Annotated in this window: 12 protein-coding genes; 4 read left to right on the top strand and 8 right to left on the bottom strand. The window is 44.2% G+C overall.

From position 1 onward, the window contains the following. Positions 1-295 precede the first annotated feature (295 nt). Positions 296-1,261, bottom strand: coding sequence for a hypothetical protein (locus OCU90_RS21405; RefSeq protein WP_061022313.1), 966 nt, complete (start codon positions 1,259-1,261; stop codon positions 296-298). A gap of 153 nt (positions 1,262-1,414) precedes the next feature. Here OCU90_RS21405 and OCU90_RS21400 point away from each other — a divergent pair, with 153 nt between their 5' ends. Then, positions 1,415-1,882 carry an Lrp/AsnC family transcriptional regulator gene (locus OCU90_RS21400; RefSeq protein ID WP_017086398.1) on the top strand — a complete coding sequence of 156 codons (468 nt, stop codon included), beginning with the start codon at positions 1,415-1,417 and terminating at the stop codon, positions 1,880-1,882. 177 nt (positions 1,883-2,059) lie between these two features. Beyond that, positions 2,060-3,622, top strand: a complete 1,563-nt coding sequence (locus OCU90_RS21395; RefSeq protein WP_099426129.1) for a methyl-accepting chemotaxis protein — start codon at positions 2,060-2,062, stop codon at positions 3,620-3,622. Between the two features lie 183 nt (positions 3,623-3,805). On the opposite strand, the gene tkt is transcribed toward OCU90_RS21395, so the two are convergent. Together tkt and tal are read right to left on the bottom strand one after the other, a co-directional pair. Further along, positions 3,806-5,797, bottom strand: a complete 1,992-nt coding sequence (gene tkt / locus OCU90_RS21390; RefSeq protein WP_004731573.1) for a transketolase — start codon at positions 5,795-5,797, stop codon at positions 3,806-3,808. Positions 5,798-5,887: 90 nt separating this feature from the next. Beyond that, the gene (gene tal, locus OCU90_RS21385; RefSeq protein WP_029222135.1) at positions 5,888-6,838 is read right to left on the bottom strand and encodes a transaldolase; all 951 of its coding nucleotides are present in this window, start codon (positions 6,836-6,838) and stop codon (positions 5,888-5,890) included. 459 nt (positions 6,839-7,297) lie between these two features. On the opposite strand from tal, the gene OCU90_RS21380 reads away from it, so the two are divergent. Further along, entirely contained in the window at positions 7,298-8,302 is a 1,005-nt protein-coding gene (locus tag OCU90_RS21380) for a sugar-binding transcriptional regulator (protein ID WP_061025363.1), read from the top strand. A gap of 172 nt (positions 8,303-8,474) precedes the next feature. Beyond that, complete coding sequence (locus OCU90_RS21375) at positions 8,475-9,842, top strand: glycoside hydrolase family 18 protein (protein WP_181258801.1); 1,368 nt, start codon at positions 8,475-8,477, stop codon at positions 9,840-9,842. 82 nt (positions 9,843-9,924) lie between these two features. Here OCU90_RS21375 and OCU90_RS21370 read toward each other — a convergent pair whose 3' ends face one another. The 5 genes from OCU90_RS21370 to OCU90_RS21350 form a co-directional block, all read right to left on the bottom strand. Further along, positions 9,925-12,219 carry a putative bifunctional diguanylate cyclase/phosphodiesterase gene (locus OCU90_RS21370; protein ID WP_061025365.1) on the bottom strand — a complete coding sequence of 765 codons (2,295 nt, stop codon included), beginning with the start codon at positions 12,217-12,219 and terminating at the stop codon, positions 9,925-9,927. Between the two features lie 394 nt (positions 12,220-12,613). Further along, positions 12,614-13,462: a sulfurtransferase gene (locus OCU90_RS21365; RefSeq protein ID WP_061025367.1), complete on the bottom strand. Its 849-nt coding sequence runs from the start codon at positions 13,460-13,462 to the stop codon at positions 12,614-12,616. A gap of 140 nt (positions 13,463-13,602) precedes the next feature. Beyond that, entirely contained in the window at positions 13,603-13,917 is a 315-nt protein-coding gene (locus OCU90_RS21360) for a hypothetical protein (RefSeq protein ID WP_017077526.1), read from the bottom strand. A gap of 224 nt (positions 13,918-14,141) precedes the next feature. Further along, positions 14,142-14,759, bottom strand: coding sequence for a hypothetical protein (locus OCU90_RS21355; RefSeq protein ID WP_061025369.1), 618 nt, complete (start codon positions 14,757-14,759; stop codon positions 14,142-14,144). Between the two features lie 11 nt (positions 14,760-14,770). Then, entirely contained in the window at positions 14,771-16,906 is a 2,136-nt protein-coding gene (locus OCU90_RS21350) for an LruC domain-containing protein (protein WP_061025371.1), read from the bottom strand. Positions 16,907-16,974: the final 68 nt, after the last annotated feature.

The raw sequence follows: 16,974 nt of genomic DNA, 5'->3' as shown, positions 1-16,974 counted from the left end.
CGTTAGGTAAATGGTTATTCTGCTTCAGAACGCTTTATACAAGGTGTGGAGTTGAAATTAATCAAACAAATGTTTTATTATCTATGTTAAAAAAATGCATGTAATAATTGAGTTATTAGTAAATATCCATGCTGAAATTATTTTCACTCGAAATATCAATAATTAGGGTGCTGAGAATGATTTTCAGTGTTTTAAGGGCGTGAAATTTAACAATAGCGGAGGTGATAGGAGCACCAAGTCGTAAAAAAGAGCCCGTATTTGAGCTCTTTTCCTTTTATTTTCGTTGGCGATTTACTTATGACTGAGAGACATCACGATAAAAATAACGTTCACAAGTACGTGGATTCATGCGCTTAATGACGTTTGATATTAAGGCGATAACCAGCACTGAGAATACTAACCTTCCCCAAAATATGGTGTAAAAGTCAGCCCCAATTAACATGATCAAAAGTGTATCTTCAATCAAACTGTGGAGTAGATTGAGCAGCATGATTGCAGTGAATACATCTCTCGCCGAGATATGTCCCTTTTTAGCTTCATTGATCAATAAACCACCGCCAAACGAAAGACCAAGCGTGATTCCGATGATCGTTAAGTTGGTTGCGTCCTTGCTAATTCCTAGCAGTCTCAAGAAGGGTCTTAACAATATTGCCATGAGCTTTTCAACGCCTAGAATCTTTAAAATCTTGAGTAGCAGTAATAGTGCTGAAATGACGATGAAGATAACAGCAAAACTCTTTAGCTGCTCAATAGCCCATCCAAGATAGCTCGTGTCTCCAGATACTTCAGGCTGCCAAAGCACGGTTGCTGGGTAGTTGAGCAAATCCCCGTCTTGATAACTGAGATTGAGTAACCATGCCAGCACCAAGCTACCACCGACTCTCACTGATAGGGTAGCCAGCCAGCTCACACCCGCCTTTTTAGCTATTGCACCCTCAATCGGTAATGAATGCGCTAGTAGCATCATGCTGCCTAAAACCGAGGCTTGAGCAACCGTTAAGGGAGCATCGGAATTAATAAGAATAATCAGCCCCGCATAGATGTTAGTGAGTATGGTTGTTGCCCATACCAAGCCCATTTCTTTCGGTAATCCGACGCTTTCCATTATTGGGCTTAGCCATTCGCTAAGAATCACGACGCCGCCAAGCTCTTCAACGACCTTTATCACGATGATGATTGGAATCATGATTCGGAAAAGAGTCGAGGTGACATCGAAAATCTCTCTGAGGAGTTCTTTAAAAAATTGATAGATTGATTTCATAGTTACGACCATGGTTCTATTGTTTGGAATGAGAAGATTTTACCTTGATTATTGTGATGTTTATTTCAAAATCTACATCAATATTCGACTCGAATTTTTTATTTGTCGTAGTATTAGAAATTATTGGTCACAAAATTAGAGCATTGAGAAATTATGGAAATTGATCGTATAGATAGAAATATTCTCGTTGAACTGCAGAAGAACAACCGAATCCCAAACCTCACATTGGCTGAGATGGTTGGGTTATCGCCTCCGGCTTGCTTAAAGCGAGTGAAACGATTGAGAGAGGAAGGTGTGATTGTGAGTGATGTGTCTATTATCAACCCAGAACTTACAGGCAGTAAGATGACTTTAGTTGTGTCCGTAGAAATGGAACGAGACCGAGGGGATATTTACCAAATCTTTCGCCATTCTATTTCTAAGGCGTCAGAGGTCACGCAGTGCTATCAGATATCGGGCAGTTTTGACTTTATGTTGATTGTGACGGTCAAAGACATTCAAGCCTACGAAGATTTTGTTGAACGAGTACTGCGCAAAGATTTAAACATTCGCAAGTTCCATACCTCTGTTTCAATGAGAACTGTGAAATTTACCACTGCAGTTAACTTAGATGAGTCATGACCGCTAATTTGAGAAGAGAAAAGAAAAGGCGTGAAGCTTTGAGCTTTGTGAGGTGTCAGGCGTATTTTTGTATAAATTGCAGGCATTTACATAGAATGTGACGTTCACATTTTGTCATAACTTTAATAATTGTATATATTCCTCGCCTAAAACAATAATTAACAAAAGTTAATATAAATGACTGTCAGCTCATCTTCTCAATCTCGTGAAACGCTTCTAAGCGAAAACGAACAACTTGTCTCGACTACCGACCTTAAAGGTGTGATTACTTACAGTAATGATGCTTTTTGTCGTATCGCAGAATACAGCCAACAAGAGTTGCTAGGGCAACACCACAATATCGTGAGGCATAACGATATGCCGAAAGCGGCTTTTGCCGATATGTGGGTTAACCTAAAACAAGGTAAAGCATGGCGCGGTATCGTAAAAAATAAAACCCAATCTGGTGGTTACTACTGGGTTGATGCTTACGTTACCCCTATTTATGATGGCGGGAAGGTGAGTGGCTACCAATCGGTTCGTGTTAAGCCTAAAAACGAATGGGTACAAGTCGCGGATCAGGCTTACCAAAGCTTATTGAAGGCTGAGAAGTCGGGTCGTCAATGGTCGTTGCAGATCAGTGACAGTGTTCGTTACGCAGTGTTACTCGGTTCTTTAGTAGCCCCTTTGATTTCAAACCTGATCGAAGTAGGGCAAGTATCGCAATGGTTGTTGAGCTTACTTCCTGTTTCCGCATTAGCATTGCTTTTCCGACAAGAGCTCATTGATACTCCATTGCAGTTAAAAAAGCTGCAATCTAAATTCGATAGTGTCAGTCGCCTTGTCTATTCAGGTAATAGTCAGTTCTCTGTTGCCGACTTTCACTTAAAACTATTGTCTGCAAGAATCCGCACGGTACTAGGTCGCATGACAGACTCAGCCAAGCCACTACAGGATTTGGCTGACAACCTGAATGCCACGTCATTTGAAGTATCTGAAGCCTTAGACCAACAAACAAAAGACATTCTTCAAGTACGAGAGGCGACTGAAGAGGTTGAAGTCACCGCGAACGAGGTCTCTTCTCGTACAGAAGAAGCGCACCAGATTGTTGATGTGACTTTACAAACCTGTGCTGGTGCTAAAGAGAGCATTAATCAAACCCATCGAAATTTAGAAAGCTTAGCTTCACAGGCTGAAAAGGCGACTCAAACAACTTACCAATTGAGCGATCAAGCGCAGAGCGTAAGCAAGATAATGGAAGAGATTGGTGGAATCGCCGAACAAACCAACTTGTTGGCACTAAACGCAGCAATTGAAGCGGCTAGAGCGGGCGAGCAAGGACGAGGCTTTGCCGTTGTTGCAGACGAAGTACGTGCGCTATCGGGTCGTACGTCAAAGGCGACGGTTCAGATCAAAGAGAGTATCGACACCATGCTAGCGACGATTGAAGGCTGGCAAAAGGATATTCTGGCGAACCGAGAGCAAACGGATGCGTGTGGCGATGTTGCGAAAGTGAGTGCAGAGCGCTTGTCTGAAGTCGAAACTTTAATGCAATCGATGAACGATTTAATGCAGTCGGTTGAAAGCTCCGCGCATAAACAGCGTCAGCTATCGAGTGATGTAAACCTGCATATGCAGTCTATCGCGTCTACTGCAGAGCAAAACTTAGTGGCAACGCATTCCGTGAAAGACCACTCCACTGAGCTAAAAGAGCAAGTGAATGAGTTCTATCACTTGGCGAAGCGCTTCGAAGAGAAGTAGCTGCCAAATTCAAACCCGAATGAGAAATTAAGAAACAAGAAAGAGCCTTGCGAAGCTAGCAGGGCTTTTTTGTGAGCCAAAAGAACAGATAACAGATTAACAGGCAACAGATACAAAAAAGCCCTACTCAAAAGAGTAGGGCTTTCTATTATGTGCTTAGAAATCAGCTAACGGATTAACAGACTAAGCAAGAATCTCTTTCGCTGTGTTTACTACGTTTTCAGTAGTGAAACCAAACATCTTGAATAGCTCGCCTGCTGGTGCAGATTCGCCGAACGTTGTCATACCGATGATCTTGCCACCGAAGCCAACATACTTGTACCAGAAGTCAGCGATGCCAGCTTCTACTGCGATACGTGCTGTAACGTCTGACGGAAGTACAGACTCACGGTATTCAGCGTCTTGCTTGTCGAATGCATCAGTTGCAGGCATAGATACTACGCGTACCGCTTTACCTTCAGCGGTTAGTTCAGCAGCAGCGCTAACCGCTAGCTCAACTTCAGAACCCGTTGCAATGATGATTAGCTCTGGCTTGCCAGCGCAATCTTTCAGGATGTAACCACCCTTAGCGATGTTTGCTACTTGCTCAGCGTCACGATCTTGTTGTGCAAGGTTTTGACGAGAGAAGATAAGTGCAGAAGGACCATCTTTACGCTCGATTGCCAGTTTCCAAGCAACAGCAGACTCAACTTGGTCACATGGACGCCATGTGCTCATGTTTGGAGTCAGACGTAGAGAAGCGATCTGCTCAACCGGTTGGTGAGTAGGACCATCTTCGCCTAGGCCGATAGAATCGTGCGTGTAAACTTGGATGTTCTGAGTTTTCATCAGAGCAGCCATACGCATAGCGTTACGAGCGTATTCCATGAACATTAGGAACGTTGCGCCGTATGGTACGAAACCACCGTGCAGAGCGATACCGTTCATGATAGCCGTCATACCGAATTCACGTACACCGTAGTGGATGTAGTTACCAGAGAAGTCATTTGCTTCAAGAGACTTAGAACCAGACCACATAGTCAGGTTAGAAGGCGCAAGGTCAGCAGAGCCGCCCATGAATTCAGGTAGCATAGCACCGAACGCTTCTAGTGCATTTTGAGATGCTTTACGTGATGCGATGTTTGCTGGGTTAGCTTGAAGATCAGCGATGATTGCCGATGCTTTCTCTTCCCATTCAGCAGGAAGATCACCGTTTACGCGGCGTTTGAATTCAGCTGCCAGCTCAGGGTATGCTGCTTCATAAGCTGCAAGTTTCTCGTTCCACGCTGCTTCCTTAGCTGCGCCTGCTTCTTTCGCATCCCACTCTGAGTAAACTTCCGACGGAATTTCAAAAGGACCGTGCTCCCAACCTAGTTGCTTACGAGTTGCTGCGATTTCATCAGCGCCTAATGGTGCACCGTGACAGTCGTGCGTACCTGCTTTGTTTGGAGAACCAAAGCCGATTACTGTTTTAGTACAGATTAGAGTCGGACGAGGATCCGCTTTAGCTGCTTCGATAGCCGCGTTGATAGCATCAGCATCGTGACCATCAACTGCTGGGATTACGTGCCAGCCGTAAGCTTCAAAACGCTTAGGTGTATCGTCAGAGAACCAGCCTTCCACTTCGCCATCGATAGAGATGCCGTTGTCATCCCAGAAAGCAACCAGCTTACCAAGACCTAGCGTACCTGCTAGAGAACATGCTTCGTGAGAGATACCTTCCATCAGACAGCCATCACCCATGAATGCATAAGTGTAGTGGTCTACGATGTCGTGGCCTTCTTTGTTGAACTGTGCCGCAAGAGCTTTTTCAGCCATCGCCATACCAACAGCGTTGGTGATGCCTTGACCTAGAGGACCAGTCGTTGTTTCGATACCTGGTGCGTAGCCGTACTCTGGGTGACCTGGAGTCTTAGAGTGCAGTTGACGGAAGTTCTTAAGGTCTTCAATTGAAAGCTCGTAACCTGCTAGATGAAGCAGAGAGTAAATCAGCATAGAGCCGTGGCCGTTAGACAGGATAAAACGGTCGCGGTCAGCCCACTCTGGGTTTGACGGGTTGTGGTTTAGGTGAGAGCGCCAAAGTACTTCAGCGATGTCAGCCATGCCCATAGGTGCGCCAGGGTGACCAGAGTTTGCTTGTTGTACGCCGTCCATGCTTAGAGCACGGATCGCGTTAGCTAGATGTTTGCGGTTCATAATTGCTTCCAAAATTGATTCGAAATTAAAAATTCGTGGATAGATGTAAAAGAGGAACGAAATTCGTTCCTCTTATTTATTCGGTAGTGATTACAGCTTAGCTGCGATCATGTCTTCTAGTTTGCCTTGGTCTACGGCGAAGTTGCGGATGCCTTCAGCTAGCTTCTCTACAGCCATTGGGTCTTGGTTATGATCCCATAGGAACTCAGCGTGAGTCATTGCAGCAGGACGCTCTTTAGTACCGTTAGAGTCGATTAGCTTCTCTACGACTTCGCCTTCAGCTGCTTCTAGGTCAGCTAGAAGTTGAGGAGCGATAGTTAGACGGTCACAGCCAGCAAGTTCAAGGATCTCACCGATGTTACGGAAGCTTGCGCCCATAACAACAGTCTTGTAACCGTGCTCTTTGTAGTAGTTGTAGATTTCTGAAACAGAGATTACGCCTGGATCTTCTGAAGCTTCGAAATCGCGACCTTCTTTCGCTTTGTACCAGTCCATGATGCGACCAACGAAAGGAGAGATTAGGAATACACCCGCTTCAGCACAAGCACGAGCTTGAGCGAAAGAGAATAGAAGCGTTAGGTTACAGTTGATGCCTTCTTTCTCTAGGATTTCAGCAGCACGGATGCCTTCCCAAGTAGAAGCCAACTTGATAAGGATGCGGTCGTTAGTGATGCCAGCGTCGTTGTACATTTTGATAAGTTGACGAGCTTTAGCAACGCTGCCTTCCATGTCGTAAGAAAGACGAGCATCTACTTCAGTAGAGATACGGCCAGGTACAACGTTAAGGATTTCTTTACCGATGTTCACGTTAAGCATGTCACAAGTGTCTTGAACTTGTTGTGCTTTATCAGCGCTTTGCGCTTTAGCGTATTCGATAGAAGCATCGATTAGAGGTGCGTACTCAGCAATTTGAGCGGCTTTAAGAATTAGAGAAGGGTTAGTTGTTGCATCTTCCGGAGTGTACTTGCTGATAGCTTCGATATCGCCAGTGTCAGCTACAACAGTTGTTAGTTTACGAAGTTGCTCTAATTTATTGCTCATTTTGATCATCCTATGTATCGCAGAACACCCCTTTAATGGGAGAGGTGTGGGCATTTGCAAGCGAACTAATGAAGTTCCTCATGGTTGTACCAGTGAGCCTAACTTACATTAATTTAAATTTTTCTCCGAACGAACATTTGCACAGAACATTTGTTCGCTCGATGAGTAAATGATGTAGCCATATTTATCCGATCTAGCCCCAAAGTCAACGGTAAATAGTGCCGTATGGTGACTTCAGTCAAATATATTTCGCTCTAGTAATCATGGGGTATGCAAGCAAACGTTTAACAGACAAAGTGAGGTGAATTAATCAACAATAAAACTATGGTTAAGATGCTGAGCAAATGTTCCTTGTTGTTACATATGTTCAGGGTGTAAGCTTGTGTATCACTTACTGAGCTCTCCTATATTAGGAAGTACAGCAGGTAAAATAATTGTTAAATATTGGTTGAGTGGTATATGAGTAAGAATATCCAAGATGTTTCCGAAGAAAACACTGATCTCCTCACTGAAGTAGCCGTTGCTTACTATCAAGAAGGCGCTACACAAGAAGAGATTTCTAAAAAGTTCTCTATCTCTCGTGCAAAGGTTGGTCGAATGCTCAAGCAAGCCCGCGATGAAGGGATTGTCGAGATCACCGTGAAATACCACCCAGTATTCAGCGCGAAGATCGAACAACGTTTGATCGAACGATTTGGTGTTAAGCGTGCATTGGTTGCACTAGACCAACCGAATGAAGAGAAGCAGCGGTTACAGGTTGCTGGTTTGGTGTCTAACTATCTTACCAGTACACTGAAAAACGGCATGGTGGTGACAGTAGGACAAGGTCGAAACGTATCGTCTGTTGCTCACCATACTGGCGTAATTACCCCACGTGACTGTAAATTCGTATGCGGTATCGGCGGTATTCACCCAAGAGGCGGTATGTTTAACGCCGACCATATATGCAGACAACTAGCGAAAAAGTACGGCGGATCTTCTGAAACCTTGTACGCGCCTGCTTATGCTGAAAACAAAGCACAAAAATCCGCGTTCATGGAAAACAGTACTGTTAAGCAAACACTCGATCTAGCTCGTAAAGCGGATGTCGCATTAGTGGGTATCGGTGATATGAGTGAAAACAGCTATATGGTCGACTTAGGCTGGTTTACCGCGGGTGAGGTAGTACAGTCTCGTTTACTACAAGGTGTCGTCGGTGACTTTGCTGGCTATGACTTTTTCGACGTTCACGGCAAAGCGGCAAATACAGTAATGAGTGACCGTGTGATTGGTTTGGCCTTGGAAGAGTTCCGCCCTATCGCTGATGTAATCGCCATCGCTGCCGAGAACAGTAAACCATTAGCTTTATTAGGCGCGTTAAGAACTGGCGTAGTTGATGTGATTGCGACTAGTGTAAGTAATGCTTTAACGGTACTTAACTTGGATGAACAACTTAGCGTGAATAAACCAAACGGCAGTAAATAGTAAGATACTCATGCTTCGTTGAATTCACTATTTGAGCAATGATGGTAATTCCCCCTAATGAAACCAGTGCAATAAAGGGGATAACTATTAGATATGACTCGAATAGTGAATTTGTTCAGCGGTTGAAAGAATTATCACTCTTTAATGTTAAGCCACACTAAAGGAGATAATTATGAAACTGTCATTTATCACACAAGCCATTTCTAGTAACAGTGACCAATCAAGTTCTATCTTTAAATTTAATTCTATCAGTGCGCTTAGCTTAATAGCCGCTGCTTGTATACTCACGCCTACTGCACATGCTGATGATAAAGTCGTCGCTGGGTATTTTGCAGATTGGCAATATCTGAATAAAGACAACCCTTATACCGTTGACGACATACCGGCAGACAAGCTCTCACATATTATTTACGCCTTCTTAAGCATGTGTGGTCCTCATAGCGGTGCTGGTGAGCCTGTCCAAAAACAAATTAAGCAGCAATGTGCAGACAAAGAACCATATACCGCGATCATTGTGGATAAAGAAGCTGCGTTAGAAGTCGATTTCGGAGACGTGAATGTTGATGTCGCCTATAAAGGTCATTTTGCCCAGTTAGCTCAACTGAAGGCCGACAATCAAAATATCAAAATATTGCCATCATTTGGTGGATGGACGATGTCTGAACCTTTCCATGCGATGGCGAAAGACCCTAAAGCCATTGCGCACTTTTCAAAAACGGCTGTTGAGTTGATTCAAAAATATGACTTCTTTGATGGTATTGATCTTGATTGGGAATACCCAGGAGGCGGTGGTTTAACCACTTCGCCTTGGAACCCAGATACTAAACTAACGGATGAGCAAAAAGCGCTAGAGCGTGAAGCATTTACACTTCTAGTAAAAACAATTAGAAGTGACTTGGACGCTCTATCAAAGACGACTCAAAGAGATTACGAGCTTTCAACGGCTGTTGGTGTGGGTGCTAAGGCAGCCCAAATTGATTGGAACGCAGCTAGCCCATATTTGACGAACATGTTTGCGATGACGTATGACTTCCTCGGAGGTTGGGGAACTCAGACTGGTCACACAACCAACTTACATGCCACAGAGCGCAGTTGGTGGGGAATGGGAGCTGATGTCTTCATTAATCAGATGATAGAGCAAGGTATTCCTAGCGAGAAGCTCGTGATCGGGGCGGCTTTTTATGGTCGAGGCTGGCAAGGGACAAAAGACTTTGCTGGAGAGCTGCCTAAAGGTGACCTAGTTTCTGAACAAGGGGCGCAATTTGGTACTGGTGAAAATGGTTACTTCATGTTTTGGGATCTTATGAATAACTACAGCAGCAAACAAGGTTATGAGTACAAGTACGATGAACAAGCTCAAGCACCTTATTTGTGGAACCCAGATAAAAAAGTATTCATATCTTTTGAAGATCAGCGTTCCATTAAAGCAAAAGCAGAATGGGCGAAGAAGTCTGACCTAGGCGGTATTTTTACTTGGGAATTATCAGGTGATCCTTCCGGACAGTTGATCGATGTTATGCATAGCGAAATGAATAAATAACCGAACAGAAAATACCCAGAAAATAAGGTAGGTGTTTGTCCGCCTACCTTCTTTATTTAGCTCGTCTATTTAACTCACGTTCTTAAACAGAACATTCCGCGTGCTCGGTCACTTGCTGGTTTAGGTGAGCAGCAAGCTCATCGTAAGGAATAGGGCGAGAGAAGTAGTAGCCTTGCATTAAGTCACATCCACATGCCTTTAGAATCGCGAAGTGCTCGTTCGATTCTACGCCTTCTGCCAATACCACCATGCCGAAGTTCTTACCGATTGCGATGATGTTTTGCACCATGGTGAGTGACTGCTGATCGACAGCAATATTCTCAATAAAGCTCTTGTCAATCTTAAGCTCATCAATAGGAAGTGCTTTCAACATGCTTAATGAGGAATAGCCTGTACCGAAGTCATCTAAAGATATCTTTATATTCTTTTCGTGTAAGGCTTCGAAAATAGGCTTCACTATGTCTACGTCTTCAATAAACAAGCTTTCGGTAATCTCTAATGTTAGACAACTTGCAGAGAGCTGATATTTCTCCAGCGTTGTAAATAAATGCTCAGAGAAAGATCGGTGAGAAAACTGTCGAACAGATATGTTGATCGAAAGCCCGATCTTTTGTTCCGTCGTTCGGTGCAAATGGGCGATCTGCATAATGCTGGACTCAATAATAAAAGTGCCGAGCTTTTGCATTAAGCCAGTGTTTTCAGCCACCGGTATAAAGACATCTGGTGGAACGAAACCCAGCTCGTCATCAATCCAGCGAACGAGTGCTTCTACACCGTGAATACTTTCATTAGCACGGACCAGTGGTTGGAAGACCATGAACAGAGTTTGTTTCTCGATTGCGATACGTAGCCTTTGTTCTACTTTCATTTTGTAGAGGTGGGCGTCTTGCATCTCCGTTGTAAAAATACTGTACGAGTTTTGCTGCTGCTTCGCTTTGTACATGGAAATGTCGGCAGAGCGTAACAGGCTATCAAGATCTTTTCCGTGTTCAGGAAAACGCGCTACGCCGATGCTACAACCTAACAAGAACTGCGCGCTTTCGACTTCATAAGGTTGAGATAGCACTTCAATAATTCGCTTGGCGAGTCGTTTAATTTCAACTTCATTCGATAAAGGCGTTAAGAATAAAAACTCATCACTGGATTCGCGCACCAATAGGCTGACTCGAGAGCGGAATCTCATCAAACGTAAAGCGATTTGCTTGAGTACCTTGTCACCGAAGTCGTGCCCGTGGGTATCGTTGACGCATTTAAAGTTATCGATATCGATAAACAATAGTGAGAACGGCTCTGACTCATCTTCAATCCATTTACTAATGTTTCTACGCATGTATAAACGGTTGGGTAGAGAGGTTAACGGGTCATGATTCGCTTGGTAGATGAGTTGGCTTCGAGTACGTTGTTCGTTTTTGGCAATCGATTTTACTAAAAAGTAGAAAACAAATTGAAGAAAAATAAAGGCAACAAAAAGAATGCCAAACTCTTTTACGAATATGCCATCGACGTGCGATAGATCCGTACGGCCGACCACCCAAAGCTTGTAGTCTGGAATGTATTTAGCGCTAACGAGCGAGTGATATGTGTCGTCACTGATACTGAAAGAGTACGTGTCTTTACCGGTTTTTGCTTCTTTGACACTGACATTCACTTGTTCTAAAAAGTTTTTGGTAATGCGCTTCATCAGGTCGTTAGCAACAGGTTCCAAATAGGCGTCAAGAGATTCGATGTCGCTAGAAAAGAACTGACGATAGTTGTCTGTTCTAAGCAAAGTTAACGTGTTGTAGCTACCTGCGTGTGCGTTGCTTTCAAATACGATCGTACTGTCCAAACGCAAACCCGCAGTCATGACCGCATCGACATGCTTGCCATCGATTGAAATCGACTTTCTTAGCGGAATTACTAGGCTGTTAAGTGAGTCCTGGAAATAGGTACGTCCCAACACCATTTTTTCGCTAGACATGACCTCGAGAAATGAATCTCTGGTGTATGAGTCGTTAAGCAAATTATGCTGATCGGATAGCTGTAGGTTCGAGCTAATTGCAAGGTAATCACCTTCAGGATTAAGTAACCCAAATGCGGCTATCGCGGGGTGAGTATCAAGTAGTTTATCTAATATTGGTCGAATCTGGATAGAAGCCGTGCGAGTAAAATCAGATTGTTGGGCTAACTGGTGCCCTACAACTTCAAGTAGTGCTTCTTGACTGGTCATCAGCGAGCTAACAGAGCTAGAAAAAAGTTCTACCTGTATGTGCTGTTGCTCCGTGAAGTCATCTCTGTTTGCTTGCCACTTGCTTACGCCCAACACAGCGAAAAGTATCAGGGTAAGCAGTACGATCAGAACATACAGCGACCAGATATTTTTCTTAAATAGAGCCATGAGATGCCTTTTGTTAATTACTACTTAAACAGAGAGCAAGTGACAAACTAGTGGATTGTCAGCGTGATTCATGCAACGAAGGATACAAATATCAATAATGGAAGTATTAATGATTAAATAGTGTAACGACTACGAGCAGAGATTCTTGAGCGAAATATTAGTATTCAGAATTTTGATAACGAATAACCCATGGTTAATCACAGTTTATAGTTAGCAAACGGTCGTCGTTTATAGCAGTAACGCTAATCGCGCTCTGGCTTCAAGCGGAGGTAGCCGTTAGCTACAGAGTAAAAAGCTTACTCCATGAGGTTTTATTCTCACTGTGAATAAGCTTGTTATGCGCACGTCGTATGTTCTAGCAGTATGGTTAACAGTAGCACTGAGTGAAGTTGAATTACTTTTCAGTTACGGCGATAGGTAGCTTCTCGTTAGCGCCCCACTCAGTCCATGAGCCATCGTAAACGCCCATTTCACCTGTATAGCCAGCGAGTTTAGCGGCCAATAATATGATGCAGGCTGTTACTCCAGAGCCACAGCTAAAGAACATAGGTTGAGAAGGGGCGATCTCTATGGTGGAAAATATCTCAATTAACTCTTGTTGAGTTCTTAATTTTCCATCATTTAATACTTGAGCGAACGGTAAGCAAACTGAGTTTGGGATGTGGCCACTACGTAAGCCTTCACGTGGTTCAGGAACTTCTGAATCGAAGCGAGCTTGAGAACGCGCGTCTACAATGTTTGCGCTCTTGTCAGTTGAGTAACTTTCAATCTGCTGAGCACTGACAAAATAGTTGTCTTGAATATGGCCTTCAAAGTTGCCCGTTTTCACTTCGGTTCGATAGTCAGTCTCTGTCGCGTAACCAGCTTCGATCCACGCAGGTAAACCACCATCTAAGATGTATACGTTGTTGTGTCCCATTGCCATAAACATCCACCACGCACGGGGCGAAGCGAAGGTTCCGGCGTTATCGTAAACCACAATCGTGCTGTCTTGATTGATGCCAATTTCTTGTGCACGTGTGTTGAAGTGTTTTTCGGTCGGGAACATGTGAGGAAGCAGAGTGTGCTTGTTACAAAAATCTTTGTCGTAGTCAAAACGAATAGCCCCAGGAATCATTTGTCCTTTGATCTTCTCTGACTCGCTTGGAATTTGAAACTCGATACTGGCGTCGAGGAGGATGATATTGTCTTCTGCTAGCAAACGTTGTTGAAGTTGTTGTGGTGAGATGAGTGGCTGATTCATTATTGTTATATCCATTCTTGTTGTTTTAGCGATTATTGTTGTTATGCATTACTACTGTTTTAGCTAATACAGTGTTAGAGCGATTCTTGTTGTTAGAGAGATTACTGTCGTTTTTACGAATACCGTTGTTGTATAGCCCGTTACTGTGCAGCTCGACAGTGGATGAACTGATAACTGCTTTGTCCGGTTATTTGATTGTTTAATGTATCAAGCGCGACCACAGAATCAATAGGGCAGTCTGTGGTTGGAGCAATAGAGACGCGAAATACGTCATTATCTTTTGTCTGAACCGTAAGATAACGCCTGTGTCCATCTAAGGATTGAGTCAGCGTGTTCGAAATTACTTTGGCTTGAATGCGTTGTCCCGTCTCAGATGTTAGCGGGAAATAGGAGAGGGCCAATAGCACCCCCACACCGCACATCAATATAAATAGACCTATTTTTAACTGTTTCATGAGAGTAAGTCTTTGAAGGTTATATTGAAAATATAAGTGAGATTGGCGGTAAAGTGAATGTTACTCGCTAAGAAATCTGAATTAACCGCTCTTCGGCGAAAACAAAAAAGTGAGCATTTCTGCTCACTTTCTACCTACAAAGAATCAATTTTGAATCGGTTTCGTCATAGACCTCGCTGACGACAAGTTAGCTGCTGTTAAACGACTTACCTGTTGTTAACGACTTACTGCCAGACAATCTGAGAATCGCCGCTGGAAACCACTTGTTGTAATGGAGGTTGACCATCGTAGAACCAAATCTCTATCAAGAGTGCTTCATGGTTTACCGGTGCTGCAAAGTTGGAGGCGAACACACCATTATCTAATGGACCTGCAATGACTTTACTGGAGTAATCTGGCTTCAAGGTTGAGTCACCTCTTGTACTAAATCGGCTATAAACGGTCACAAAAGAACGGTCTGTCGAAATGCTGCTGATGTCGATGTCGAGATCAAATTGTTCAACAGAGCTGTAGTCAAACCCGTCAGGTACCACCAAATCACTCATCGTATAGCTTTGCGCAGCTACCGCACTTGTCGCGGGAGACGGCGAAGGCGTTGCTGTTACCGGAGTCGATGGGGTTGCAGGTGCCGAGGGTGTAGATGGTGATGGAGTAGATGCACTTCCGCCGCCACCACCACCGCCCCCACAACCGGCTAATACCAATGGAGCTGCAGCTAAAATAACGGCTAGTGACTTCTTCATGTTCCAAGTGCTTGGTACAGACATACGTTCTTCCTCAGAGAGATTGCGGCTTGAATCAACGCAATGATTGTCTCGATATTGTTTAGTGTGAATAGTCATAACGTCTCTCCTTATGGTTTGTAACGTTGGTTGTCTGTAGGTGATTGGTACCATGTTTGGTTCGTGTCACCGCCGGACTCTGCGTATTCTTTAAACTCTGGGTAAGCGGTAACAATATCGACGTACTCTAGAGGCCACTCCCATTCGTCATCCGAAGTCACTATTAGTGCCCAAGGGTGATTTTCTACTGTTTTGAAGTATTTACCTGTTGATGGATTACTGTCATCGACGCCTAAACCAGCTTCAAAGAGGTTAGTGGTATCAAATGCTTCTGTTGGCGCTTGGTCTGGCAAGTGAACCTCCCAGCTGCGTCCTGGATGTAGAGGTAGGTTTTCACCGTGATAATACCCAGGCGTTGCGAAGATGAACGGGTCGTAAGGCATATCGGTCCAGCTGCCAGTACTCACACCGTCACCGGCTAAAGTAATACCAATTTGGAATGAGAACTGCTCATCCTCTTTACATCCATTACTGGTACGGTAGAAGGTACAGCCAGTGCTGATTTTTTCTGTCAGGTCATTGGCGATAACAAAGATTGCTTCGCTACGTCCATCTTCTAGGTCGAGGTCAGTGAATACACCATTGTGTTTCATGTAAGAGCTACCACTACTCACCAAGCTCGGGTCTAGGTTAGGAAGTCGAACAGCAAAACCATTTCTGTACGATGCCCCGACAGCAGCTAAGCGTCCGTCGATGGTGGATTTAACGACCTTTCCATCTTTAAGGATCTCGGTAATGCGATACATAAGAACAGCATCGTTCATGTCGTAGTCGGCTTTATATGGCCAGTTATCTTCGTACGCGAGCGTTGCGTAGCCAGAAGCACTTGGGAAGTAACGAGCGGTGGCACCATCGTTAAGGACATCGACTTGAATATCGACCACCTCACCAGAGGTTGAACCGCCAAAATAACTTAGGTTGGTTTGTTGGCTGAATCTAAATCTAGCCCACGTAGTACCGGTTAGTGCGTTGATATCAACATTAAGGAACAGATCGTTTTCACCCGCATCGAGCGCGTAATCTGTAAACACTTGCTCGTTGGCGCCATCGAAGCTGCCATCTTGGTTCCAGTCTATCCAAGCTGAAAGGTAACCGGTTGTTGAAGCTTCAATCACAACTTTTGAATCAAGTCCGGCTTCAAGTGCGGTAACAAAACCGATACCACCGTTGGCCCATTCATCATCCACTCCAACGGTTTCGTCTGATTGTGGTGTGACATAACCATCCAAATCCGCATCTGGAGGTGTTGTACCTAACCATGTGATGCCATCAAGTTCATGTCGAGGGCCATTACTTGCGAGAAGAGTCAGGTAGCTGTCTGGCGCGTCACCGAAGTCGATGTTTGAATCTTCATCTACAACAGGCGCGTTCGCACAACGAGCGCCATCGTTTTGACCAGAAGCTGGGCCATTCGATACAAATTCAACCGCCGGAACAATCCCAGCAGCGATATTGGTCGCGTTGTCAGGAGACAGATTGATACGGTAAATTTTACCGTCTTGATTTCGAGATACGTAGTAGTAGCCGTTTACATCGAAATAACCTGCGCCAAATGTACCTGTTTCTCCAGTGTCACCAATGTAGGTTTCTGCGCCTGTAGTGGGGTTGAAGCTGTACAGGCCACCCGAGTTGTTATCAATACCATACAAAGATCCATCACTTGGGTGGAAAGCAAAATCGGTCAGTTTTACGGTTGCCGGGCTACCAGCTATTTTATTAACCGTAACGGTCGCGTTTGGGTCGGTATCTAAAGGAGATAGGTCAACGGTGAATAGCCCTTTTCCTGTACGGTATAAGTAGTAAACGTGATCATATACGTCACCTACATAAAAGGTGTGATCGGTGGGTAAGCCACTGGTATTGATGACTTCAGCTTGGAAATCCTGTCCAAGGCGCACCAAGCGTTTGTTGGTTGTGTCATAGCCATAAATATATCTGTCTTGAAAGTCGAAACCAACACCATTGATATTGGCATTCATGCCCGTATCGTCTTCTAACAGAGTGGTTGAGCCGGTCACTAGGTTAACGCCCCAAACTTGCACTGGGGTGGATTGAAAGAGGTACGCCTTACTTGGACATGTATCGAATGGCGCTGCGTTGGCGACTAGGGGCGCACTTAATAGCAAACTTAACGTTGTAATTCTCATATCTACATCCTTGTCATGGAAGGTTTAGATACTTTTACAAGTTACGTGCCAATTTTAAGTTGTTGATT

It is taken from the genome of Vibrio splendidus (assembly GCF_024347615.1).
Classification (GTDB): domain Bacteria; phylum Pseudomonadota; class Gammaproteobacteria; order Enterobacterales; family Vibrionaceae; genus Vibrio; species Vibrio splendidus.
This window is presented reverse-complemented; position numbering and strand designations above follow the sequence as displayed.

Excerpts from the sequence above, each read along its gene's own strand:
- OCU90_RS21350 (WP_061025371.1), bottom strand. The coding sequence starts at position 16,906 with ATGAGAATTACAACGTTAAGTTTGCTATTAAGTGCGCCCCTAGTCGCC.
- OCU90_RS21370 (WP_061025365.1), bottom strand. The coding sequence starts at position 12,219 with ATGGCTCTATTTAAGAAAAATATCTGGTCGCTGTATGTTCTGATCGTA.
- OCU90_RS21355 (WP_061025369.1), bottom strand. The coding sequence starts at position 14,759 with ATGACTATTCACACTAAACAATATCGAGACAATCATTGCGTTGATTCA.
- OCU90_RS21405 (WP_061022313.1), bottom strand. The coding sequence starts at position 1,261 with ATGAAATCAATCTATCAATTTTTTAAAGAACTCCTCAGAGAGATTTTC.
- OCU90_RS21395 (WP_099426129.1), top strand. The coding sequence starts at position 2,060 with ATGACTGTCAGCTCATCTTCTCAATCTCGTGAAACGCTTCTAAGCGAA.
- OCU90_RS21360 (WP_017077526.1), bottom strand. The coding sequence starts at position 13,917 with ATGAAACAGTTAAAAATAGGTCTATTTATATTGATGTGCGGTGTGGGG.
- OCU90_RS21400 (WP_017086398.1), top strand. The coding sequence starts at position 1,415 with ATGGAAATTGATCGTATAGATAGAAATATTCTCGTTGAACTGCAGAAG.
- OCU90_RS21375 (WP_181258801.1), top strand. The coding sequence starts at position 8,475 with ATGAAACTGTCATTTATCACACAAGCCATTTCTAGTAACAGTGACCAA.
- tkt (WP_004731573.1), bottom strand. The coding sequence starts at position 5,797 with ATGAACCGCAAACATCTAGCTAACGCGATCCGTGCTCTAAGCATGGAC.
- tal (WP_029222135.1), bottom strand. The coding sequence starts at position 6,838 with ATGAGCAATAAATTAGAGCAACTTCGTAAACTAACAACTGTTGTAGCT.
- OCU90_RS21365 (WP_061025367.1), bottom strand. The coding sequence starts at position 13,462 with ATGAATCAGCCACTCATCTCACCACAACAACTTCAACAACGTTTGCTA.
- OCU90_RS21380 (WP_061025363.1), top strand. The coding sequence starts at position 7,298 with ATGAGTAAGAATATCCAAGATGTTTCCGAAGAAAACACTGATCTCCTC.